Raw genomic sequence first — 21,290 nt, 5'->3', positions numbered from 1 at the left:
ACCTTATAATATCCAAAAATACATATTAACAATGTTGATTTTATAAAAAATTCCAGGAGACAGTGTGATGCCCGACTCAAATAATATCCTCGTTACCAAGCTCTTGCTTGGTAACGCCTGCCTTGCAAGCTCTGCTTGCAGTGCACCAAGCAGAGCTTGAAGTGCAGGTGTTCCCAATCTAGGAGGCTGTCCGAGAACTCAGTTTTTCAAAAAACTGGATTTTTAACTCATTGATAAATAATGAGTTAAATTTAGAAAAATGACTGATTTTGCTGTTCTCGGACAGCCTCCTAGAGATTGGGAACAAGGTAACCTGGTAACTTGTACCAACCCAAAGAAGTTTCAATTAACAACGAAGCCATAATCAATAATGAAATCAATGAAGACAATAATCAATAAAGCCGTGGCCGAAATTGATCATTACCCAGATTAATGATTGTTCATCTATGAATAAAATGGTCGCGCCTGATGGTCTGATATTCATTGATTCTAAAACCAGGAGCCTCCTATGTTAATCCAACGCCCTGCCGACATTCCTAGTTCTGAAATCACACCAAAATCGGTGTATTTACAACGCCGCCAGTTTATTCAAAACACTCTGGGTCTGGGTGCTTTGGCTTTATTGCCGGAAGCCTTGCAGGCAAAATCCAGTGACTTTCCCTGTTTGAAAAAAAGCCCCTACAGCACCAGCGAAACCCCAACGCCCTATGACAAGGTGACGAATTATAATAATTTTTATGAGTTCGGCAGTAGCAAAAGTGCACCGGCTTTGCTGGCGAAATATTTTAAGACCACACCCTGGTCAGTGCGTATTGATGGTGCTGTAGAAAAACCCGGCACCTATACCCTGGAAGATATCTTAAAACCGCACACTTTAGAAGAGCGCATTTACCGCTTGCGTTGCGTGGAAGCCTGGTCAATGGTGATTCCCTGGGTGGGTTTTCCGCTGGCTGATTTATTAAAACGGTTTGGCCCTACGGCAAATGCAAAATATGTGGCATTTGAAACCCTGCACGACCCGGAACAAATGCCGGGGCAGAAATCACGTTTCAGCCTGGACTGGCCTTATGTGGAAGGCTTGCGCATGGATGAGGCGATGCATCCGCTGACCATTTTAGCCGTGGGGCTTTATGGAGAAACCCTGCCCAAGCAAAACGGCGCGCCTCTGCGTCTGGTGGTGCCCTGGAAATATGGCTTTAAAAGTATTAAATCAATCGTGCGTATCCATTTTACGGAAACCCGGCCTGCAACCACATGGGGACGCATGGGGCCTGATGAATATGGGTTTTATGCCAATGTCAATCCAGCGGTGGATCATCCGCGCTGGAGTCAAAAAACGGAGCGCAAACTGGGCGGTGGCTTTTTTTCCAGCCTGTTTAAGCAGGAAACCCGGTTTTTAAATGGTTATGCTGAGCAGGTAGGGCATTTGTATGCAGGTATGGATTTGAGCAAAGCATTTTAATGAATTTGAAAACATTACAGCTTAACTGGATTAAGCCCCTTGTTTTTGTTGTGGCATTGCTGCCACTGGTCTTATTGATGGTTAATGCCAGCCTGGAACAGTTAGGCGCAAACCCTGCAGAAAAGATATTACATGAAACCGGCATCTGGGCTTTACGTTTTTTATTATTGACCTTGTTAATCACGCCGCTGCGCCGATTAACCGGCTGGCATGACTTACTCCGATTGCGCCGCATGTTAGGCTTATATAGTTTTTTTTATGCCTGTTTACACTTCCTGTCCTGGTTGCTGTTCGATCATGTTTTTGCCGGTACTTTAGCATGGCAGCCTATTGTCTCTGACATTATCAAACGCCCTTATATTACCGTCGGTTTTTTTGCCTTTGTCTTATTGCTGCCATTGGCAATCACGTCTAATGCCTACATGATGCGTTATCTGGGGGGACGGGCTTGGCAGCGTTTACACCGCGCTGTTTACCTGATTGCGATTGCTGCGGTCATCCATTTCTGGTGGCTGGTTAAATTAGACATCAGCGAGCCAGTTATTTATGCTGTAATTTTAGCGATATTACTATTCCTGCGGCGTTATCGGGCAGCATAAAAATATTTAAATCCTGTTAATAAGGTTTTGCCTTAGGAGTGAGGATGAAATAAATACAGAAACTGGGCGCAGGATTTTTATTCATTTTCAAGGCGTGAAAACAGGCGCATAGCAAGCTATGTAACTGTTTTCATAACGTAGAAAATGGAGAAAAAGACCAGCCAAGTTGCTGAAGTTATAAAATTCTCACTCCTTAATGCTTTGCTGTCATAAGCCCATCCCCTGCCGGTTCCCCAGATAATCAACAAATATAATCTGATTATTTGTGTCAATTTCAAAATGGGGTGATTGCGTTTGTTGCCCTGCGCTGGCTGGGGTGAAACCCAATGCCGGCTGAACGTTATACACGGCTCCCGTATCCAGTGTCACTGTGATTGCGCCATTAGCTTGACTGACATGAATCTCATTGATGCCATCCAGGCTGCCTGTCAAATCAATAAAATCTTGTGTGGTTTGCGGCATGGCCCAGAGTTTTTGTGCTGTGCCATTGCTGCTGATGAAATAGGCGGTATTCAGGCCGTCCTGTGTTCCATAACTGATACCCGCGCCGCTGCTGCTATTTGCCAGCAGTGGCGCGGCTAACACGCTGAGCGCCAGCCCGGTGCTGCTTTGGGTGATACGGGTTTCCCCCTGGTTGCCAATGTGGATGATGGCTCCCGGCAGGGTGCTGAGCATACCCTGGGGATCGCCAATAACCGGAATCAGTGGGTAAATAATGCCTTTTTGGGTGCGCAAGACATAGGTATCCTGTTCATCCAGATAGAGTAGCGGCGTGGTGTTGCCGGTATACAGGCTGCGCTGGGCATCGGGAATAAAGCTAAAATGCAGGTTGTTATCTGTGAAGTTTTGCACATGCACCGTGCCATTGCTGTCTTGCGACCAGAGATAATTGGCAAAACCCAGCATTGCCAATGCCGATTGCAAGTCTTGCAGTGGCGTGGTGGTGCTGGTGTTTTGTAAAACCCCGCTTAAAGCAAAATCTGTTGTCCAATCCGGCAGGCTGGGGAATGTCAGTTGATTGGTGGATACATCAGCGAGTGTGCGGTAAGCCACCCGTCCCCCGGCTGGTGCGGTAATTGCTCCGGTGGTGTCATTTAATGCCCATCCTGTTGGCAGCAGACCCGTCCAGTCTTCGACAAAAACACTGGCGCTGTCAAGATTAACCAGCCATTTGCCAATATTTTCACTGGGTATGGCACTGAGCGCGGTGGCATTCAGTTGCAGGAATTGAAAGCGGGAAATGGCTTGAATGGTTCTGGCAGGCATTCCGCCCAAAGCCGGACCGGTGAATTGATTCCAAATGGTTTCTGTAAACTCGCCGAGCCTTTCTGCACTCAGACCGGACAGGGCATCGGCGGAAAGCGCGGCGGCTTGTGCTTCACTTAATACACTTAAAACATTCTGTCCCATTGCCGCCAGTTGTCGCCCCGTCAGCGTACTCAAAGCAGTAGCGGGAATACTGCTCAGTTGCGCCCCGCCCAAGCCGGAAAAACTGCTGACCGGCACTTGTTGTAATTGCGTGGGGGTAAAATCGGCAAAAATTGCCGTATTCAGCGTTGCCAGTTGCGTGGCGGATAAACCCGCCAGTGCGGTATCCTCCAGGCCGCTGAAGGCGCTGGCTGAAACATTACCCAGCGCGTTGCTGGGTAATGCCGCTAATCCGGCGCTGCCTAGACCTGCCAGTGAGGGTAAGGCGCTTAATTGTGTTTTATTAATTTCTGCCAGTAGCTGCACGGGCAGATTACCAAACTGAAGCGCGGAAAATCCGCTGAAGGCGTCCGCAGGTAATTGTTGAAATTGTGCAATGCTGAGCTGTTGTAAAATGACTGGAGAAATTAAACCAGCCTGTGCCGTGCTAAGCTGGCTCAGGCTGTGCGCAGGCAGCGCCGACCATTGTTCTGCACTTAATGCTGCCAGGGCCGTAGGCGATAGCGCCGCCGTTTGTTCGGCATTCATGCTGGTTATGCTTTGTGCGGGTATTTGTGCAACCTGGGCAGGACTAAACCCCGCGATAGCGGTTGCGGGCAGGCTCGCCAGTTGCCCTGTGCTGAGATTTGCCATTGCATCTTGAGACAAGCCTGGTGCTTGTGCCAGGCTGATTTGATTCAGGCTGTGGGCAGGCAGTGTTGACCATTGCGCTACCGTTAACGCCGCCAGGGCCGTTGGCGATAGCGCCGCCATTTGTTCAGCATTCATGCCAGCCATGCTGAGCGCAGGAATTTGGGCAACCTGGGCGGGACTCAATTCACTGAAAACTGCCGTGGGTAAACTGGCAAGCTGCACTGCGCTGAGATTTGCCAGCGCATCTTGAGGCAAAGCCTGGGCCTGTGCTGAGGTCATGCTGGATAAGGCATCCGGGGATAATTGTCCGATCTGGCTGGCGCTTAAATTGCTCAAGGCATCTGCCGATAATTGGGGAAATTCATCTTCTCCCAGCACAGCTAATACTTCATCGGGTAATGTGGCGAGCGTCGCTGCATCCACGTTGCCCAAATTAGCAGGATCAAGATGATCAGACAGTGGTGCTGGCGCATTCAGCGTAGTGTTTAAGGCCAATTGTTCAGCGCTGAGTGCTGCCATTGCCGCTGGAGGAATCTGGCTGGCCTGGTCTGTGCTGATGGCGGCTAATGCGCTGTCACTGAGTTGCGGCAGATTATTTTCTGACATACCGGCAAATGCTGCGGGGGGCATAGCCGCGATTTGTTCCGGGCTGGTTGTCGCCAGCACATTGCCGGGCACGGCATTAAGCTGGTTGTCAGTCAAACCAGCCATTGCCGCAGGCGGCACCGCAGCCCACTGCTCAGGGCTGAGTCCGGCAAGGCTTTTACCGGGTATTGCCTCCACTTGTTCCGCACTGATTGCGGCTATGGTAGCAACCGGTAAGGCGGCTAGTTGTTCTGTGTTGAGCGTGCTTAAGGTATCTGCCGGCATGGCGCTGATCTGACTGGCAGTGATGCCCGTTATCGCTGTTGTGGTGACTTGCGCCAACTGGGTTGCAGAAAATGCCGCTATTGCGCTATCACTGATTTGGCCTATCTGTTCAGCGGTGAAACCGGCAAAGCTTTTATCGGGTATCGCCCCCACTTGTTCCGCGCTGATGGCGGCTATGGCGGCAACCGGCAGGGCTGCCAACTGCGCCTCGCTGAGCGTACTTAAGGTATCTGCCGGCATGGCGCTGATTTGACTGGCGGTGATACCTGCCATTGCTGTCGTTGAAACTTGCGCCAATTGGCTTGCGGAAAATGCCGCCATTGCGTTGTCGCTGATTTGGCTTATCTGCTCGGTGCTGAAACCGGACATGGCATCTGCGGGAATCAAGGGGGTCTGGCTGGGGGAAAAGTTGGCGACATTAGCGGGCAGCATACCAGCGATAATAGGGGCAGTGAGGCTGGCAACGGTGCTATCGTTCCAGTCCTGCGGATTACCGGAACTGGTTAAATCCTCAGCGGGTAATTGCGCTAACTGTTCATCGGTTAAGGCCGCGCGCGTGGTTGAGGGCAAGGCGTCTAACTGGGTACCGCTTAAGCCGGAAACTGCATCTGGGGTCAGGGTCTTGGCCTGTTCCGCTGTCATTTCTTTTAGGGTGTCCGGGTGCAGATTGCTCATTTGATCTTTGCTAAAACAAGCCGTGGCACTTGTCGGCAGTACCGCCATTTGCTTGGGCTGCAAGCCTTCCAGCGGGTTTAATTCACCGTCTTTCAAACCACTGGCAGTCTGGCTGGACAGGGATAGGGCGGGAATTTGTTTGAGTTGCTCACAACTGATACCGGAAGTTGCGTCCTCAGAAATCAAGGGTACTTCAGTGGGCAGAAAAGCTGAAAAAAATGGTGCTTCCAGGGTTTCAACATCGGCTTTGCTCAGACTTTGCAGACCCGCCGGAGGCTGTGCGGGTTCGCTGCTGTCACCGGGGGTTAATTCCGGCAAATCGGCTTCATCATCGGCTTGATTAACATAAGGCGTATCTTCCAGAAACACCCCGGTTTTATTAATATGCACCAATTGCGAAGTATCCAGCTTGCAGCGCACAAATGAGGCTTTATTCAGCAAGGCACCGGAAAAATTTGCGCCACGCAAATCCACATCTTTAAATTGAACACCTTCCAGAAAAGCCCGAATAAAAATTGCACCACGCGCATCCAGAAAATCGCGCTGCTGATCCATCGCTTCACCTTTTTTACGGCCTGGACCGATAAATTTTGCACCCTCTAAATCCGTCCGGTAAAACACGGCTCGCGCCAGATTCGCGCCTTCAAAATCACCGCCCTGCAAACCGGAATAAGAAAAATGACTTTCTGACAAATCGGCATAACTGAAATTGGAAAAAGACAGGTTGGTGGCAATATAGCGCGAACCTATCATGCGCGAACCTTTGACATTTATATTCTGGAAATCTTTCCAGATCATAAAAATACCATTTAAGTGATCGCAATTAACACAGCTTTTTAAGGCCAGCAGACGATACCATTCTATCGCCAGAAACGGATCAGGAATAAATGCGCGCGCAGGTGAAATCAGTGTCAATAAGCAAGGAAATAAGCAAATTAAAATTAATTTTTTCATAAATATTCAACCTTTTTAACACCTTGCTATGACTGGCTTGATGATGATATTAACACATAGTTGAAATGAGATTTTAAAGCCTTAGGACTTTTAAGGCCAATGATTATAGTCTATGATAATAATAAGTATAAATAAATTAATAAGTACATTAACAGCGTATTACAAGTTTCTATCAAAGAGACATTCGGGAGAACTGCTCATGAGTAATGTAGGTGTCATTAAAAAAGCGACTGAGTTGCGCACGGGTGATTGCATAGAAATCAGCGGTGTTTTATCTGACTGTACGGATATTGCAAGAATCTATGGCGTTCGTCTATTCGGTGGTTCAGTTTGCGTGTATTTCGATAACTACCGCCAACTACGCTATTTCGAGGTGGATGCAGAATTTACTGTCTATGATCAAGATTCATTTGAAGATGTATGTCTGAGAACTAAAAATGATTGTTACGGTAAAAAGAGCTGCTTTCCAAGCTGCCAGTTTTATGCCTGTGTTGACTGTGATCGGAAAATGCTGAAAACCATGTTATAGATGCCGCCTCACTTCTGGGAGGCTGTCCGAGAATAGCGAAATCAGTAATACAGCCCTGCTTAACTTCCTGATTGCTGAATCAGGAAGTTAAAATTTTGGTAAAATGAAATCTAAATTGAACTCAGAATTATTTAACGCCCATATTCATCCTCAAACCGGATAATATCATCTTCCCCCAGATAGCTGCCAGACTGGATTTCAATAATTTCCAGGGGAATTTTTCCGGGGTTTTCCAGACGATGACGTGTGCCCAGAGGAATATAAGTGGACTGGTTTTCAGTTAATAAAAACTGCTCCCCATCACGATGAATATTTGCCGTGCCTGCCACCACCACCCAATGTTCGGAACGGTGATGATGCATTTGTAAAGATAAGCTGGCACCTGGATTAACCCGAATACGTTTCACCTGAAACCGGGGTTCGCTGTCCATCAGCTCATAACTCCCCCAGGGACGATACACCTTACGGTGTAGATCAACTTCTGCACGTTGGGTATGTTTAAGGCGGGTGACGATATTTTTAACTTGTTGCGCCTGATCTTTGTGTGCAACCAGTACCGCATCAGCCGTTTCCACCACAATTAAATCTGATACACCTAAAACCGCCAGCAAGCGATATTCTGCGCGTAAATAACTGTTGCTGACCGACTCGCTTAAAACATCACCACGACACACGGTGCCAGTTTCATCCTGCGCACTGAGATCCCACAAGGCTGACCAGGAACCGATGTCATTCCAGCCTGCATCAAGTGGAATCACTGCGGCACTTTCCGTTTTTTCCATAACCGCATAATCAATGGATTGGCTGGGACAGCTTTGAAACGCGGTTTCCTCCAGGCGGATAAAATCACGTTCCAGATCAATACTTTCTCCGGCATAAGCTGCTTCGCAAGCGGCTAAAATAGCTGGTTCAAAATGCCCCAGTGTTTTCAGGTATCGCTCGGCAGAAAAAATAAACATGCCGCTGTTCCAGTAATAGTCACCGCTATCCAGATAGGTTTTAGCCGTTTCAGTATCGGGTTTTTCGACAAAAGCACCAACTTGCAGACCGCTTTCCACACCTTCTATCGCCTTGCCACCGCGAATATAACCATAACCAGATTCTGGATACAGCGGCACAATACCAAAAGTTACCAGATAATCCTGAGCCAGCTCCAGACCTTGTACAACTGCATGTTGAAAACGTGCAATATCGGCAATCAAATGATCGGCGGGCAGAACCAGCAATATGGCATCAGGATCTTTATCCAATGCTGCCAGCGCAGCAATCGCTGTTGCTGGTGCGGTATTGCGTCCAACGGGTTCCAGAATGATGCCGGTGGTTGTTTGTTGTATTTGGCGCAATTGTTCCGCCACCAGAAAACGATGATCTTCATTACACAAAATCCACGGCGCAACTTGCTCCGGCAGTCCTTCAAGGCGTTCAATCGTGGTTTGTAACGGGGTTTTTTCCCCCATCAGGGGCAGTAGTTGTTTTGGGGTATGCTCGCGTGATAAGGGCCATAAACGGCTGCCAATACCACCGGATAAAATAACAGGATGTAACATAAACGACTCTCTGGGCAATGGTTTATAAGGGTTTAACTGATGTTACATGATCGTTTCTTTTTTGAACTCAATTGATTGTTTAAAAAATCGCAACCAGGCAACGGTTTTTGATGGTTAAGGCTGCATATTATTCAATAATACCTTATCCAGAAAGCGTCCAGTATGGGAGGTGGGATGTTTGGCGATCTGCTCCGGGGTACCTTTGGCAATAATTTGTCCACCACCATCGCCGCCCTCGGGACCCAGGTCAATAATCCAGTCGGCAGTTTTAATCACATCCAGATTGTGTTCAATCACCACCACGGTATTGCCATGATCGCGCAGGCGATGTAACACGCTCAACAATAATTCAATATCATGAAAATGCAGGCCCGTAGTCGGCTCGTCAAGGATGTACAAGGTGCGCCCGGTATCGCGTTTAGACAGTTCCCGCGCCAGCTTCACCCGCTGCGCTTCGCCGCCGGACAGCGTAACGGCATTCTGACCCAGGGTTAGATAAGACAGACCCACGTCCATCAGCGTATCCAGTTTGCGCTTTAACACCGGCACCGGTGCAAAAAATTCGGCGGCGGTTTCCACCGTCATGCTTAATACATCGGAAATGGTTTTATCCTTGTACTGAATATCCAGAGTTTCACGGTTATAACGCGCACCCGTACAGACATCACACGGCACATACACATCGGGCAAAAAGTGCATTTCCACTTTAATAACCCCATCCCCTTTGCAGGCCTCGCAACGTCCGCCTTTGACATTAAAGCTGAAACGCCCCGGTTTATAACCGCGGGAACGCGATTCATGAGTAGCGGCAAACAGTTCACGGATGGTGGTAAACAAGCCCGTGTAAGTCGCGGGGTTGGAGCGCGGGGTACGACCAATCGGTGACTGGTCTATATCCACTACCTTATCAAAACAATCCACGCCCGTAATTTTTTGATAAGGCGCAATATCGTGACTGGCATGATTGAGGCTATTAGCCGCCAGCGGATATAAGGTATCGTTGATTAAGGTAGATTTGCCAGAGCCGGAAACTCCCGTCACGCAAATGAATAAACCGGCGGGGATTTCCAGTTTGACGTTTTTCAGGTTATGCCCGCTGGCACCGCTGAGGATGAGTTTTTTTTGCTTATTCGGGGCTGTGCGTTGCTTGGGTATTTTAATAGCTCTTAAACCCGATAAATACTGTCCGGTTAAGGAATCTTTAACCTGCATGACTTCGCTTGCCGTGCCTTGTGCCACGATTTCGCCGCCATGCACCCCCGCACCGGGGCCGATGTCGATGATTTGATCCGCGCTGCGGATGGCCTCTTCATCATGTTCCACCACAATCACAGTATTTCCCAAATCCCGTAAATGGGTCAGGGTTTTCAGCAGGCGCTCGTTGTCCCGCTGATGCAAACCGATGGAAGGCTCATCCAGAATATACATCACCCCCACCAGACCCGCACCGATTTGCGAAGCCAGCCGAATACGCTGGGCTTCGCCCCCGGAGAGGGTTTCCGCGCTGCGATCCAGGCTTAAATAATCAAGACCGACATTGACCAGAAATTGCAGGCGCTCGCTGATTTCCTTGCAGATTTTTGTGGCAATTTCGCCGCGCCAGCCGTCTAAGTGCAATTGTTCAAAAAACAAGGCTGCGCTTGCTACGGGCAGACGGGTAAGCTGCGGCAGGCTATGATTTTGCACAAACACATGCCGCGCCGCTTCATTCAGCCGCGTGCCACCACAAACTTTACAAGCCTGGTGGCTGAGATATTTGGATAAATCTTCACGCACGGCATTGGATTCGGTGTCCCGATAACGCCGCTCCAGATTCGGCAATACCCCCTCAAAGATTTTTTTGCGGGTATACACATTGCCCTTGTCATTAGACCAGGTGAGTTCAATTTCTGTACCGCCGCTGCCCTGAATAATCAATTCCCGAATCGCTTCCGGCAGCTCGGAAAAAGGTGCATCCAAATCAAATTCATAATGCCGCGCCAGACTTTCCAATAACTGATAAGCCCAGGGGTTGCGCTTGTCCCAGCCATGCACCGCGCCTGCCGCCAGGGTGCGATCCGGATTTTTAATCACTTTTTTAAGATCGAAAAAACCTTTAACGCCCAGCCCGTCGCATTCTTCACAAGCCCCGTTAGGGCTGTTAAAAGAAAACAAACGTGGTTCCAGTTCAGACAAACTATAACCGCATTGTGGACAGGCAAAGTTTGCAGAAAACGTCAGTTCATGTTGCAGGCTATCCGCGTCTTCTGGTTTCATCGGCACTACCAAGGCAATACCTTCACCCAGCTTTAAGGCGGTTTCAAAGGATTCCGCCAGCCGCAGTTTCAAATCTGAACGCACCTTAAACCTGTCCACCACCACCTCAATGGTATGTTTTTTACGCAAAGCCAGTTTCGGTGGATCTTCCAGCAGACAGATTTCGCCATTAATGCGGGCGCGGATAAAACCCTGCGCCTGCAACTGCTCTAACAGCAAATGATGCTCACCTTTACGGTTTTTTACCACCGGTGCGAGTATCATCAAGGCCTGTTTTTCCGGCAGGGTCAACACCTGATCGACCATCTGACTGACGGTCTGGGCATTCAGGATAATGTCATGCTCCGGGCAACGCGGCTCGCCGACCCGCGCAAACAATAAACGCAAATAATCATAAATCTCCGTCACCGTGCCCACAGTGGAGCGCGGATTATGCGAAGTGGATTTTTGTTCAATAGAAATTGCCGGAGACAGCCCTTCAATATGCTCCACTTCCGGTTTTTCCATCATTGACAAAAACTGCCGTGCATAAGCGGATAAGGACTCCACATAACGCCGCTGGCCTTCTGCATACAAGGTATCAAAAGCCAGAGAGGATTTACCGGAACCGGACAGGCCGGTGATCACAATCAAACGATCACGCGGCAGTTCCAGGTCGATATTTTTCAGGTTATGGGTGCGCACGCCGTGCAGGAGAATACGGTTCATGAAAGTTAGGCAGCCTGTACCGGAATGGCATTGCGCGTGCCGGTCATATGATTTTGTTCATTAAGATAAACCAGCGCGGGTTTGTGCTGCGCCATTTCCTGCTGGTTTAAGCTGGCATAGGTACAGATAATAATTCTGTCCCCAGGACTGGCCTTATGCGCGGCAGCGCCATTAATGGAAATAATCCGGCTACCTGCTTCCGCTTCAATGGCATAAGTCACAAAACGCTCGCCATTGGTGACATTGTAAATATGCAGTTGCTCATAGGGCAGGATATTGGCGGCATTCATCAAAAACCGATCAATCGCGCATGAGCCTTCATATTCCAACTCAGCATGAGTGACACATGCACGATGTAGCTTGCTTTTTAATAAAGTGCATTGCATAACAGAGTATTCCCCACTCATTTTCTATAAAAAACCGATTATTTTATAATATCCCGCTCAGAATCTAAACGCCTGAATTTGAGATAAGCTTAAATAATCATGTCTGCTCCGGAAATGTCTTAAAATTTTCCCGGAACACTAAGTCAAATGCCCTGAAAAATCTACTGTGCTTCATTTCCGAAGTAAAAACTATGATGGAGCGATTAAGGAGTGAGAATTTTATAACTTCAGCAACTTGGCTGGTCTTTTTCTCCATTTTCTGCGTTGTGAAAACAGTTACATAGCTTGCTATGCGCCTGTTTTCACGCCTTGAAAATGAATAAAAATCCTGCACCCAGTTTCTGCATTTATTTCATCCTCACCCCTAAGACCATTAAAAACTCGAATGACTTAAGCGTATTCTGGGATCTAATAAGCCATAAACAACATCTGTCAGCATATTAATGACCACGTAAGTCAAACTGATAATCAACACGCAACCCTGCACTAAAGGATAGTCACGGCGCTGTATGGACTCAACCAGGGTGTAACCCAAACCAGGCCAGGAAAAAATAATTTCAGTAATCACCGCACCGCCCAGTAAAGTCCCCAGTTGCAGCCCTAAAATGGTGATAAGCGGCAAAGCCGCGTTACGCAAAGCGTGATTTAAGATCACTGCATTTTCCCGTAGCCCTTTGGCACGGGCGGTGCGAATATAATCCTCACCCAACACTTCCAGCAAGGTAGCGCGCACCATACGCGCAAGAATAGCTGCCAACGCAGTACCCAAGGTCAGCGCGGGTAACACGAAGCTTAAAGCCTGATCTTTGCCATCAACCGGAAACCAGCCCAGCCACAAGGAAAATACCAGAATCAGCAACGGCCCCATCCAGAAATTGGGAATCGACACGCCCAGTAGAGAAAAGCTCATCGCACCTTGATCCCATAGTGTATTGCGGCGCAGCGCAGCAATACTGCCCAGCGGCAAAGCAATCAAAACCGCCAGTGATAAGCTGATTACAGCTAATTGTACCGTTGCCGGAATACGCTGCATAAGGATTTCGGCCACCGGTTGCCGGGAATGCAGGGAAATACCCAAATCACCCTGGGCTAATTTGGCAAAATAATTCAGCCATTGCTGCCAGATAGGTTGATCCAAACCCAAGGCATGGCGAAACGCCTCACGATCAGCCGGTTTGGCTGATTCGCCCAGCATGACTTCCACCGGATCACCGGGCACCAGATGGATTAATAAAAAAACTAAAGTGACAACCCCGAAAACAACAATCAGGGTGCTGAATAGACGTGATAAAAAAAATTGGAACATGATGTTGTAAGCATAACATACGACTTTGAAGTTTATTATGAATCATTGCAGCAATGCGAGTACTCAAACCAATTTGCTGGTCAGTAATCCTGCGAAATAGCTTGATAAGGCTCCACTATCAAAATCAGCGCGGACACTCATACCGGGTATTGAGGGAAAACGGAGTTGTTCGGGGTTTGTTTGAGTACTCATGTTGATATTTTAAATTTTTTAAAAAGTATGAATGTCTTCAAATACTTATTTCGTACTTATTTTGTAAAGTGCCATCAACGGCTCTTGTGTTCGCCAATGGGGTACTGTTAGCGCATATTTATGTAAAGTTTGTGGGCTTTATTCCAATTTTGTGTAAAATGAACGCCAACCCTGCTATTATAAACTGTCGATTTCAAAATGGATGGGGTTTATCAAGTAAAATAATTTGTATTATTAAACAAGGTATCAGTTTGAATACACTAAAGTTAGAGGAATGTTATGGCACTTCAAACATTTAAAAAAACTATTGGTATTATTGGTATTAGCGGCGCGGGAAAGACAGTATTTTTAACCTCACTCATTTCACAACTAAAAAATCATGATCCCGATAAATTACAATTAGATGCTAACAACAAAAAACAAAAAGCTGAAATCTACAAATTCAAGGAAATCAGGGAAGGCATAAATCTAGATTTTTTTGAACATAAAAAATATTTTAACACATTGATAGATAGCAAAAAATGGCCTGATAAAACGACAGACACCACCTATTTTCGCTGTCAACTTAAACGTAGCGACTGGTCATGGACAGATGTAGATTTTACTTTCCTTGATTTTCCTGGGGAACGGTTTAATGATGCTATCATGCTGACAGATAATAATGATTTTGATGCATGGAGTGATAAAATATTAGAACGCATTGAAAGCGATCCACCTTGTTGCAGATTGGCAAAAGAATATTTTGACTGTTTACAAACTGAATTAGATAAAGAAAGTAAAGTATTTAATAATAAAAAAGTGCTGGATACCTATAAACGCACTTTAGCTCGTTTCATGTTTAATTACGGGGCATTTATCACACCTTCCGTTTTTGCGCTCGATACCAGGGGGCAGCAACCTGTTTATCATGATGACTTGAACAAAGTGATTGAGGGGCGTTTCCTGGGTTGTGATGCTTATCGACAATTTGCACCATTACCTGAAAAATTGCGAAAAAAATACCCAGGAATTCATAATTTGTATTCCCAGTATTATCGACAGTATTGCAAGCAAGTGGTAAAACCACAATTTGAGCAGTTAGCCCAATGTAATAATCTATTGGTATTGATTGATATTCATGGTTTATTAGTAGCAAATACAGGACGCCTCAATGATACAGCAACAATTATTGGTGATGTATTGCGTGCATCGGTCAATGAGCCAGAAGGTATGTTGTCATCTCTATATAAATTTTTCACTTTTTCTTTTGATAAGTTAGAAAAAATTGCATTGATTGCAACCAAATCAGATATGGTAAATTACAGGCAGGTAGATAATTTATCCGCTTTACTATATCAATTGGCACGACCAAAATTAAAACATTACCCTGAACTTAAACACCAGCTTTTTGTTTGCAGCGCAATTAAATCAACGGTAATGAAAAATGGTAATTTATGGGGACATCCTGTTTATAGCGCGGAAGGCTCTGAAACAGAGACACCTCTTCCTGATGACTTGATGTCAAATTTATTACCTTCTGATTTACCTGAAAGCTGGCCAGGATATTGGGAACCCGAACAATATTTTTTTCCTGAAATCTGGCCAAGAGTTCCTTATATTAAATCCATGCCACCACAACATAGCGGGATGGAAAATATTATCAATTTTATTTTTAATAATTAATGAGTTTAAATATTATGTCCGATTCAAAGCCTGCTTCATTAATGGGAAGACCCATTCAAAAGCCAAATAAAAACAACCTGCCTGAACTGAAAGTTAATAAACCATCAGATAATAGTAAAGAAGTCGAAGAAGATCCACTAAATAAAGATGATGATGATGAAACCTCTAGTAAGCCAATTATCCTACCACTACAATGGCTGTCTGCTTTATGGGTTGTTGGGTTGTTTTTTATTGGAATATTTGGTTTATTTGTATTTTCACTGATTCTTAATACCATACAATCTTTATTACAATTCCCCCTATGGCTGCAAATTCCCGGGTGGGGGGTGGTGATTTTTTTTACAGCTATTGTAGTTTATCCATTACTGCGTTTATTCAAGCAATATCAGCGATTATCTACGGTACAGCAAATTTGTATCCGTACTATTCAAACATCAAATTCAGTAATAAACTTAAAAAAGGTAAACACAGCTATTACAGATTATTTACAAAATTACCCATTAGATGATCCTGCTTTGCAACAGCAATTTAAACAAATACAATTTTCTGTATCAGAAATCAGGAAAACCAAAACAAGCTTATTATCAGAAGATAACTGCTTAACTACGCAAGACAAACTCAAACAGTTTGAATCCGGTTTTTTACAGCCATTGGATGAGGCCATCGTTTCCCGTATTGAATATTATGCAAAAATGGCAGCACTCAAAACGGCATTATCCCCTAATAGCCTTATTGATATGGCAGTGATTATGTACAATGGCTTTTCATTGTTGCGTGAAATATGCCTTTTATATCAAGTTCGTACCGGACGATTAGGGACGTTATATTTATTCGCTCTGATATTATTTCAAAGCTATATTGCTGGGCAAGTCCAGGAAAATTTATCGCAGGCAGAAGATGCGATAAGCTCATTGGCAGAAGGCGCACTCGGTTCAGCCGCCGCTAAAGTTTCCGCTTTTATCGGTAGCCGGGTTGCTGAAGCAGGGTTGCATTATTTATTTTTGCAACGTATCGGGAAACTCATGCAACGCCGTTTGCGTCCCTTAAAATAAAACTTCATTAATTTTTTAAAAAACGAGTTTATTATTATGTCAGATTCCAATAATCAACCTCCAAATTCTGATGAAATATTGAGTCCCGGTAGTGGACGTGGTGGTGATAACATGATGGGTAGGCCCATACAAAAACCACGCAAGAATATACCAGTGGATAATAACGCACCAACAATACGAGAGATTAATAAAGTAGAAGAAGAACAGTATAATGAAAAACTAGTTCGAGCTATTATATGTATATTGCTTGCTGATGGAAAAATTGATGAACAAGAAAAACATTTCCTTTATATGGTTTGTAACAAATTCAACATACCTGATAAACAAGTAGAGGCATTTATTATTCAGGAAAAAAAAGGAAATAGATCTATAAATTTTCCTATGGAAGAAGAAAAAAGAATCGACTTTCTTTCCTGGCTGGTGAAAGCGGCTGCGGCTAATGATGAAATTCATCCTTCAGAACAAAAATCATTGGCTTTACTTGCTAAAAATATGAAAATTGATTCTTCAATACTTCAATCACTGATTGATGAATCTATAATGAATAGAAAGATTAAAGGTTTTAACTATAAAAATAATAAAAATTTTGCCATAAAAAATTTTATAAAAAAACCAGGAATATTATTTTTATTACTTATTATTACTATTCCTTCTGTTATTGCAGGTGGCTTTATTTCTAATTCAATTTCATGGGTAAGTACATTAGATGCTTTTTTATCAGATAATAATGAAAATACAGTTATCATTAGTCCAGCATCTTTCAAGTCAACAGATAAACTTTTTACAGCATTTGCATATATGGCAATTTTAGATAAAAAATATGATCAAAATACAATTTCCGGGTATTGTTTTCGCCAATATGAAGTGGGTATAGGGTATAAGAATACAGTAGATATTTTTACAGATGAACAATATCACTACCCAAAACTGGCTTGTGAGGGTGCATCAGAACAACTTCCAGAGCCACAAATTTTATCAAGTAATGTGGTTGATTCAGATGCTAAAGGTGAGTATGAAATGATTAAATGTAATGCTATGGATACAGGGAATCGAAAGCAGCCTGGAAAAAGTCATACATTGCTTAAAGCTTCATTAATACGATCAAATACTTGGGAACCAATTGCTGAAAAAAGCAGAAAAATGTTAATGGGATATATGCAAATTTATTGCAAATAAATTAATAAATGATTACTTATAAAAAATTAAGAGGAAAATTATGAAATTAATAAAGTGGGTTATAGCTTACATGCTATTGGTATTGGTTCTTAGTAGTATTTTTGGTCTATTTTTTTTTCGAACAAAACACAATATGGTTGAAAGAGAAATTATTTCAAAAGTTAGAAATGAAAGTGCTTATCTTTCAACAATGGAAAGTATTTATAGTTTAGTTTTCACTAATTTTCAAAGTAAATGGTGGCATATTTTTAGTGGTGATGATATTTATATTCGCACTGATCAAGCGAGTGTATTTTATGGTTATTCAATAACAAATACGATAATCAAAGTAAAAAAAGAAGAAAGTGAAAATGTATTACTTGTTATATTACCTCAACCAGAGAAAATATCGACTGATCGCCGAACTATATCAACAGAAGTTGCTAATGAAGGTTATATACCAGAAGTTAAAGAAGATGGAAAAGAAATTAATATTGAGAAATATCTTAACACCAAACTAGATAATGCCATCGAACAATATGAGCAAAAAATGATCAAAAGGAACAAGGATATGTCCAAACAATATTTTGAAGCATTAGCACATCGTTTTAGCATGAGGTTAGAATTGAAATTTATGCCTTAACGTAACCGTTCAGACCCTCATTTACCTCATTAAACACCTACCTCGCAAGCTCTGCTTGACATACTGCAAGCTGGAGCTTGCAAGGTCTGCGTTCCCAACGAAGACGTTGGGAACGAGGTAAACCCTTGGGAACGCTGGCATTCTGCCAGCCCTGGGGCGGGTGGCTTTCAGCCGCCCGTGCCGACTGGAAGTCGGCGCTCCCAGGGGGAGACTGAACGCTTACACCATCTTAAATCTTAAGATTTATCTATCTCCGCATCCGACAGCCCGTTTTTTTGCACCCAGCGTAGTAAGGATTCAATTTTACTTTTTTGCTTAGGGGTAGAAACCGTCATTAGTTTACCCAGAAAGGCAGAAAGACTGAGGTTGCTTAAATCCTGTGAAGAAATCGCGGGATTGGTGAGAATTTCTTTGATATCTTCAGTGAGGCTGGCGTTATTTTCCAGGTAGTCTTTGAACAGGCTGCGGGTGGTATCGCTATTTTTGACAAAGCTATCGGAAGATTTTGCCATTGAGGTGGCATTGATCACGCGATCAAAAAACAGTTGCTCGCCACCAACAATATCGATTTTAGCGTTCCTGAAGGCTTCAGACAGGATTTCCGCTTGTTTTTCCGCAGTAACTTGTTGGGTTGCAAGACTTTCTTTGGCAATATTAAGCTCCTGTTCCAAACGAATGCGGAACTCTTCATGATCACGACCTTTCTCGCTGAGCGCGTCCAGTGATTTGAATTTCTCTGCCAGGCCGGTGGCTTCTGCCAGCAGGCGTTGCTCCAGTGCCTTGGCTTCTGCCATGCCTTGTTTTTCAATCACATCGGCTGCCGCTTCCCTGACTTTAACTTCTGCCATGCCATGATTTTCCAAGGCTTCGGCTTCCGCTTCACCGACTTTACGAATCGATTCGGCACTGGCTTCTTTCACCCGCACATCAGCCATGCCTTGTTGTTCCGCGCCTTTGGCATTGGCCTGCATTTGCTCAAGCTTGGCTTTGGCTTCGGCGATACCTTGTTTTTCAATCGCCATCGCATTGGCTTCTTTAACCCGCACTTCAGCCAGCCCTTTGGCAGCAACTTCTGCCTGCGTACCTTCAGCCAGACGAATTTTGGCCTGGGCTTTTTTATCAGCAACCGCCTGCTCGGCTTCGGCGCGTGCCAGTTGCTCTTTAACGGCAAATTCTGCGGCTTGCTGCGAGGCTTCTGCGGTTTTGATGTCTTTCACCAGAATTTCCTGAGCTTCGGCTTCAGCGGCAATAATTTTCACTTGTTTATGACGATCCGCTTCTGCCACCATACGCAGTTCTTTGGTACGCTCTTCTTCTTCTGCCACGGTTTTTTCCACCGCAACACGCTCACGAATCACGTTGGCAATTTCGCGGCGCTCTTCTTCCAGGGCTTTTTCTTTGGCGATACGTTGTAATTCCACTTCCCGTTCACGCGCAATGACTTCCTGTTCTCGCGCCAGTTTGACGCGCTCTTCTTCAATGGCGATCACGCGCTGGCGGTTTTGCTCCGCAACTTCGATTTCCCGTTGTTTATTTTTTTGCTGAATTTCGATGGTTTGCTCGGTCTCAATTCTTACTTTTTCTGATTTTTCAAGCTCTTGGGAAGTGACAATGTCGGTGGTGGCTTTTTCCTGTGCCACAACCGTGGCTTTTTCCCGCGCTACCTTGGCTTCCGCATCAGCTTCACGGCGTTCCATGTCCAGAATGGCTTCTTTGGCGGTCACATTCTGCTGGGTGATTTTCATCTGTTCCTGATTTTCAAAATCATTGGTCAGCACATGCTGCTCAGAGGTCAGTTGGGTGATTTTACGTATGCCCTGAGAGTCAAGGATATTGTCAGGGTCCAGTGAGCTGATCGGGGTTTGTTCCAGATAATCAATCGCAGCATCTTCCAGCACGTAACCGTTAAGGTCTTTGCCAATCACCTCGATGATTTTATCGCGGAAAGAATCGCGTTCTTTGTAGAGTTCTTCAAAATCCAGTTGTTTACCTACGGTTTTTAAGGCTTCGGAGAACTTGGCGCTAAACAGGTTTTCCAGTGTGTCCTGATCTGAGGCGCGGGCGCAGCCAATGGCCTGAGCGACTTTGAGTACATCGGCTGCGGTTTTATTCACCCGTACAAAAAATGCCACTTTGATATCAGCACGGATATTATCTTTACAAATCAAACCTTCCTGACCGCGACGGTCAATTTCGATGGTTTTCAGGGAAATTTCCATGACTTCGGATTTATGCACAATAGGCAGCACCACGCGCCCGGTAAACGTTACCACCGGTTCGGCTTTCATGGTATTAACAATCAGCGCCTTGCCCTGCTCCACTTTTTTGAAAAAGCGCAAAACCAGCATCAGGATGCCAACAACAATGACAATAATAAACGTAATCGTGGTTAGAATAAATTCCAGAGAAAAAGACATGTTAAAACTCCTTAGCGTGACTCGTTATAATCAATAACCGTGTAACTCTGTTGTGCTTCATTATATTCAATAATTAATGCGTTGCTACCTTTGCGTAAATTGTTGGGTGTTTCGGCGCGCACGGCAAGAATCAGACCCGCGCCCCCGTCATCATAACTGGCCTGACCAAAATTTTCATCGACTCGGCCCGTGGTAATAACACAAAGTTTGCCATATAAATCGACTTTCTGGTGTGCGTGTGTGATAAAAAGTTTACGAAAAGGTTTAATTAAAAAGATGGTCAAACGCATCGCCACTATCAAAGCAATGACTAAAACCACAAATCCGGCAATCAGTTGCAGCCAGCCCGTAGGTAGATATTGCATCAGATACCAGGTTGTTGGTACGCAAATTATCCACCAGCTTAAAATCAGCAGTGACAGGGAAATGGTAATGGGCACACCGACCATGCCTATGGCGCTGAATAAACCAAAAAATCCGCCACCTTCCAGGCCATCAACATCCATATCAAAATCAAGAAAATCAATGTCCAGCGCACCAATGATGACAAACAGCCAATACACCAGCAGCACTGCCAGTAAAATGCCGGGAATTACAGCGGGGAAAGTTAATAAGGTGGTTAAAAAAGTCGGGGCAGCATCCATCATCCAGGTTCCTGTTTTTCACTTTTGAAAATAAAAAATTTTGTATCCGGTACTGACTATCAATTACTTGGTATGAAGCTTACACTGAATTCAGACTATCAATCACCTGGCATGAGGTGAAAGCGGCTTTCAGCATTTTTAGGGCTGAATGAAGCTTACACTGAATTCAGAC

14 protein-coding genes and 1 pseudogene are annotated in these 21,290 nt (G+C 44.9%); 7 read left to right on the top strand and 8 right to left on the bottom strand.

Annotated features, from left to right (window positions below; translation table 11 throughout):
* The first annotated feature begins 508 nt into the window (after positions 1–508).
* The gene (gene msrP, locus QUF61_RS03785; RefSeq protein WP_289680525.1) at positions 509–1,462 is read left to right on the top strand and encodes a protein-methionine-sulfoxide reductase catalytic subunit MsrP; all 954 of its coding nucleotides are present in this window, start codon (positions 509–511) and stop codon (positions 1,460–1,462) included.
* On the top strand, positions 1,462–2,061 hold the full coding sequence (locus QUF61_RS03780) for a protein-methionine-sulfoxide reductase heme-binding subunit MsrQ (RefSeq protein WP_103922341.1): 600 nt from the start codon (positions 1,462–1,464) through the stop codon (positions 2,059–2,061). The genes msrP and QUF61_RS03780 overlap by 1 nt, the downstream gene beginning before the upstream one ends.
* Before the next feature lie 207 nt (positions 2,062–2,268).
* Here the strand turns inward: QUF61_RS03780 and QUF61_RS03775 are convergent, their stop codons facing one another.
* Entirely contained in the window at positions 2,269–6,621 is a 4,353-nt protein-coding gene (locus QUF61_RS03775) for a pentapeptide repeat-containing protein (protein ID WP_289680524.1), read from the bottom strand.
* A 199-nt stretch (positions 6,622–6,820) separates the two neighbouring features.
* Between QUF61_RS03775 and QUF61_RS03770 the strand changes: the two genes are divergently transcribed.
* Positions 6,821–7,150, top strand: coding sequence for a hypothetical protein (locus QUF61_RS03770; protein WP_289680523.1), 330 nt, complete (start codon positions 6,821–6,823; stop codon positions 7,148–7,150).
* A 131-nt stretch (positions 7,151–7,281) separates the two neighbouring features.
* Here the strand turns inward: QUF61_RS03770 and QUF61_RS03765 are convergent, their stop codons facing one another.
* From QUF61_RS03765 to QUF61_RS03745, 5 genes and pseudogenes are all read right to left on the bottom strand, one after another.
* A complete protein-coding gene (locus QUF61_RS03765; protein WP_289680522.1) occupies positions 7,282–8,697 on the bottom strand; it encodes a mannose-1-phosphate guanylyltransferase/mannose-6-phosphate isomerase in 1,416 nt (471 codons plus the stop codon).
* A gap of 114 nt (positions 8,698–8,811) precedes the next feature.
* Positions 8,812–11,661: an excinuclease ABC subunit UvrA gene (gene uvrA / locus QUF61_RS03760; protein ID WP_289680521.1), complete on the bottom strand. Its 2,850-nt coding sequence runs from the start codon at positions 11,659–11,661 to the stop codon at positions 8,812–8,814.
* A 5-nt stretch (positions 11,662–11,666) separates the two neighbouring features.
* Complete coding sequence (gene panD / locus QUF61_RS03755) at positions 11,667–12,047, bottom strand: aspartate 1-decarboxylase (RefSeq protein WP_103922346.1); 381 nt, start codon at positions 12,045–12,047, stop codon at positions 11,667–11,669.
* A 373-nt stretch (positions 12,048–12,420) separates the two neighbouring features.
* Complete coding sequence (gene nikB / locus QUF61_RS03750; protein ID WP_289680519.1) at positions 12,421–13,353, bottom strand: nickel ABC transporter permease; 933 nt, start codon at positions 13,351–13,353, stop codon at positions 12,421–12,423.
* A gap of 34 nt (positions 13,354–13,387) precedes the next feature.
* A pseudogene (locus QUF61_RS03745) lies at positions 13,388–13,545 on the bottom strand (IS1380-like element ISTro1 family transposase); the annotation flags it as partial.
* A 279-nt stretch (positions 13,546–13,824) separates the two neighbouring features.
* On the opposite strand from QUF61_RS03745, the gene QUF61_RS03740 reads away from it, so the two are divergent.
* The 4 genes from QUF61_RS03740 to QUF61_RS03725 are packed head-to-tail and all read left to right on the top strand — an operon-like array spanning position 13,825 to position 18,057.
* Positions 13,825–15,207 (top strand): YcjX family protein, encoded by a 1,383-nt coding sequence (locus tag QUF61_RS03740; protein ID WP_289680518.1) that lies wholly within the window; start codon positions 13,825–13,827, stop codon positions 15,205–15,207.
* Complete coding sequence (locus QUF61_RS03735) at positions 15,207–16,259, top strand: DUF697 domain-containing protein (protein WP_289680517.1); 1,053 nt, start codon at positions 15,207–15,209, stop codon at positions 16,257–16,259. The genes QUF61_RS03740 and QUF61_RS03735 overlap by 1 nt, the downstream gene beginning before the upstream one ends.
* Before the next feature lie 36 nt (positions 16,260–16,295).
* Entirely contained in the window at positions 16,296–17,435 is a 1,140-nt protein-coding gene (locus tag QUF61_RS03730; RefSeq protein ID WP_289680516.1) for a tellurite resistance TerB family protein, read from the top strand.
* Positions 17,436–17,475: 40 nt separating this feature from the next.
* Complete coding sequence (locus QUF61_RS03725; RefSeq protein WP_289680515.1) at positions 17,476–18,057, top strand: hypothetical protein; 582 nt, start codon at positions 17,476–17,478, stop codon at positions 18,055–18,057.
* 236 nt (positions 18,058–18,293) lie between these two features.
* Here QUF61_RS03725 and QUF61_RS03720 read toward each other — a convergent pair whose 3' ends face one another.
* Both QUF61_RS03720 and QUF61_RS03715 read right to left on the bottom strand, forming a co-directional pair.
* On the bottom strand, positions 18,294–20,474 hold the full coding sequence (locus QUF61_RS03720; RefSeq protein ID WP_289680514.1) for a hypothetical protein: 2,181 nt from the start codon (positions 20,472–20,474) through the stop codon (positions 18,294–18,296).
* Between the two features lie 11 nt (positions 20,475–20,485).
* Positions 20,486–21,121 carry an OB-fold-containig protein gene (locus tag QUF61_RS03715; RefSeq protein ID WP_103922349.1) on the bottom strand — a complete coding sequence of 212 codons (636 nt, stop codon included), beginning with the start codon at positions 21,119–21,121 and terminating at the stop codon, positions 20,486–20,488.
* Between the last annotated feature and the right edge of the window lie 169 nt (positions 21,122–21,290).

The sequence above is a fragment of the Candidatus Venteria ishoeyi genome, from assembly GCF_030378065.1.
Classification (GTDB): Bacteria; Pseudomonadota; Gammaproteobacteria; order Beggiatoales; family Beggiatoaceae; genus Venteria; species Venteria ishoeyi.
The sequence above is the reverse complement of the archived record's forward strand: the minus strand, read 5'-3'. Positions and strand labels throughout refer to the sequence as shown.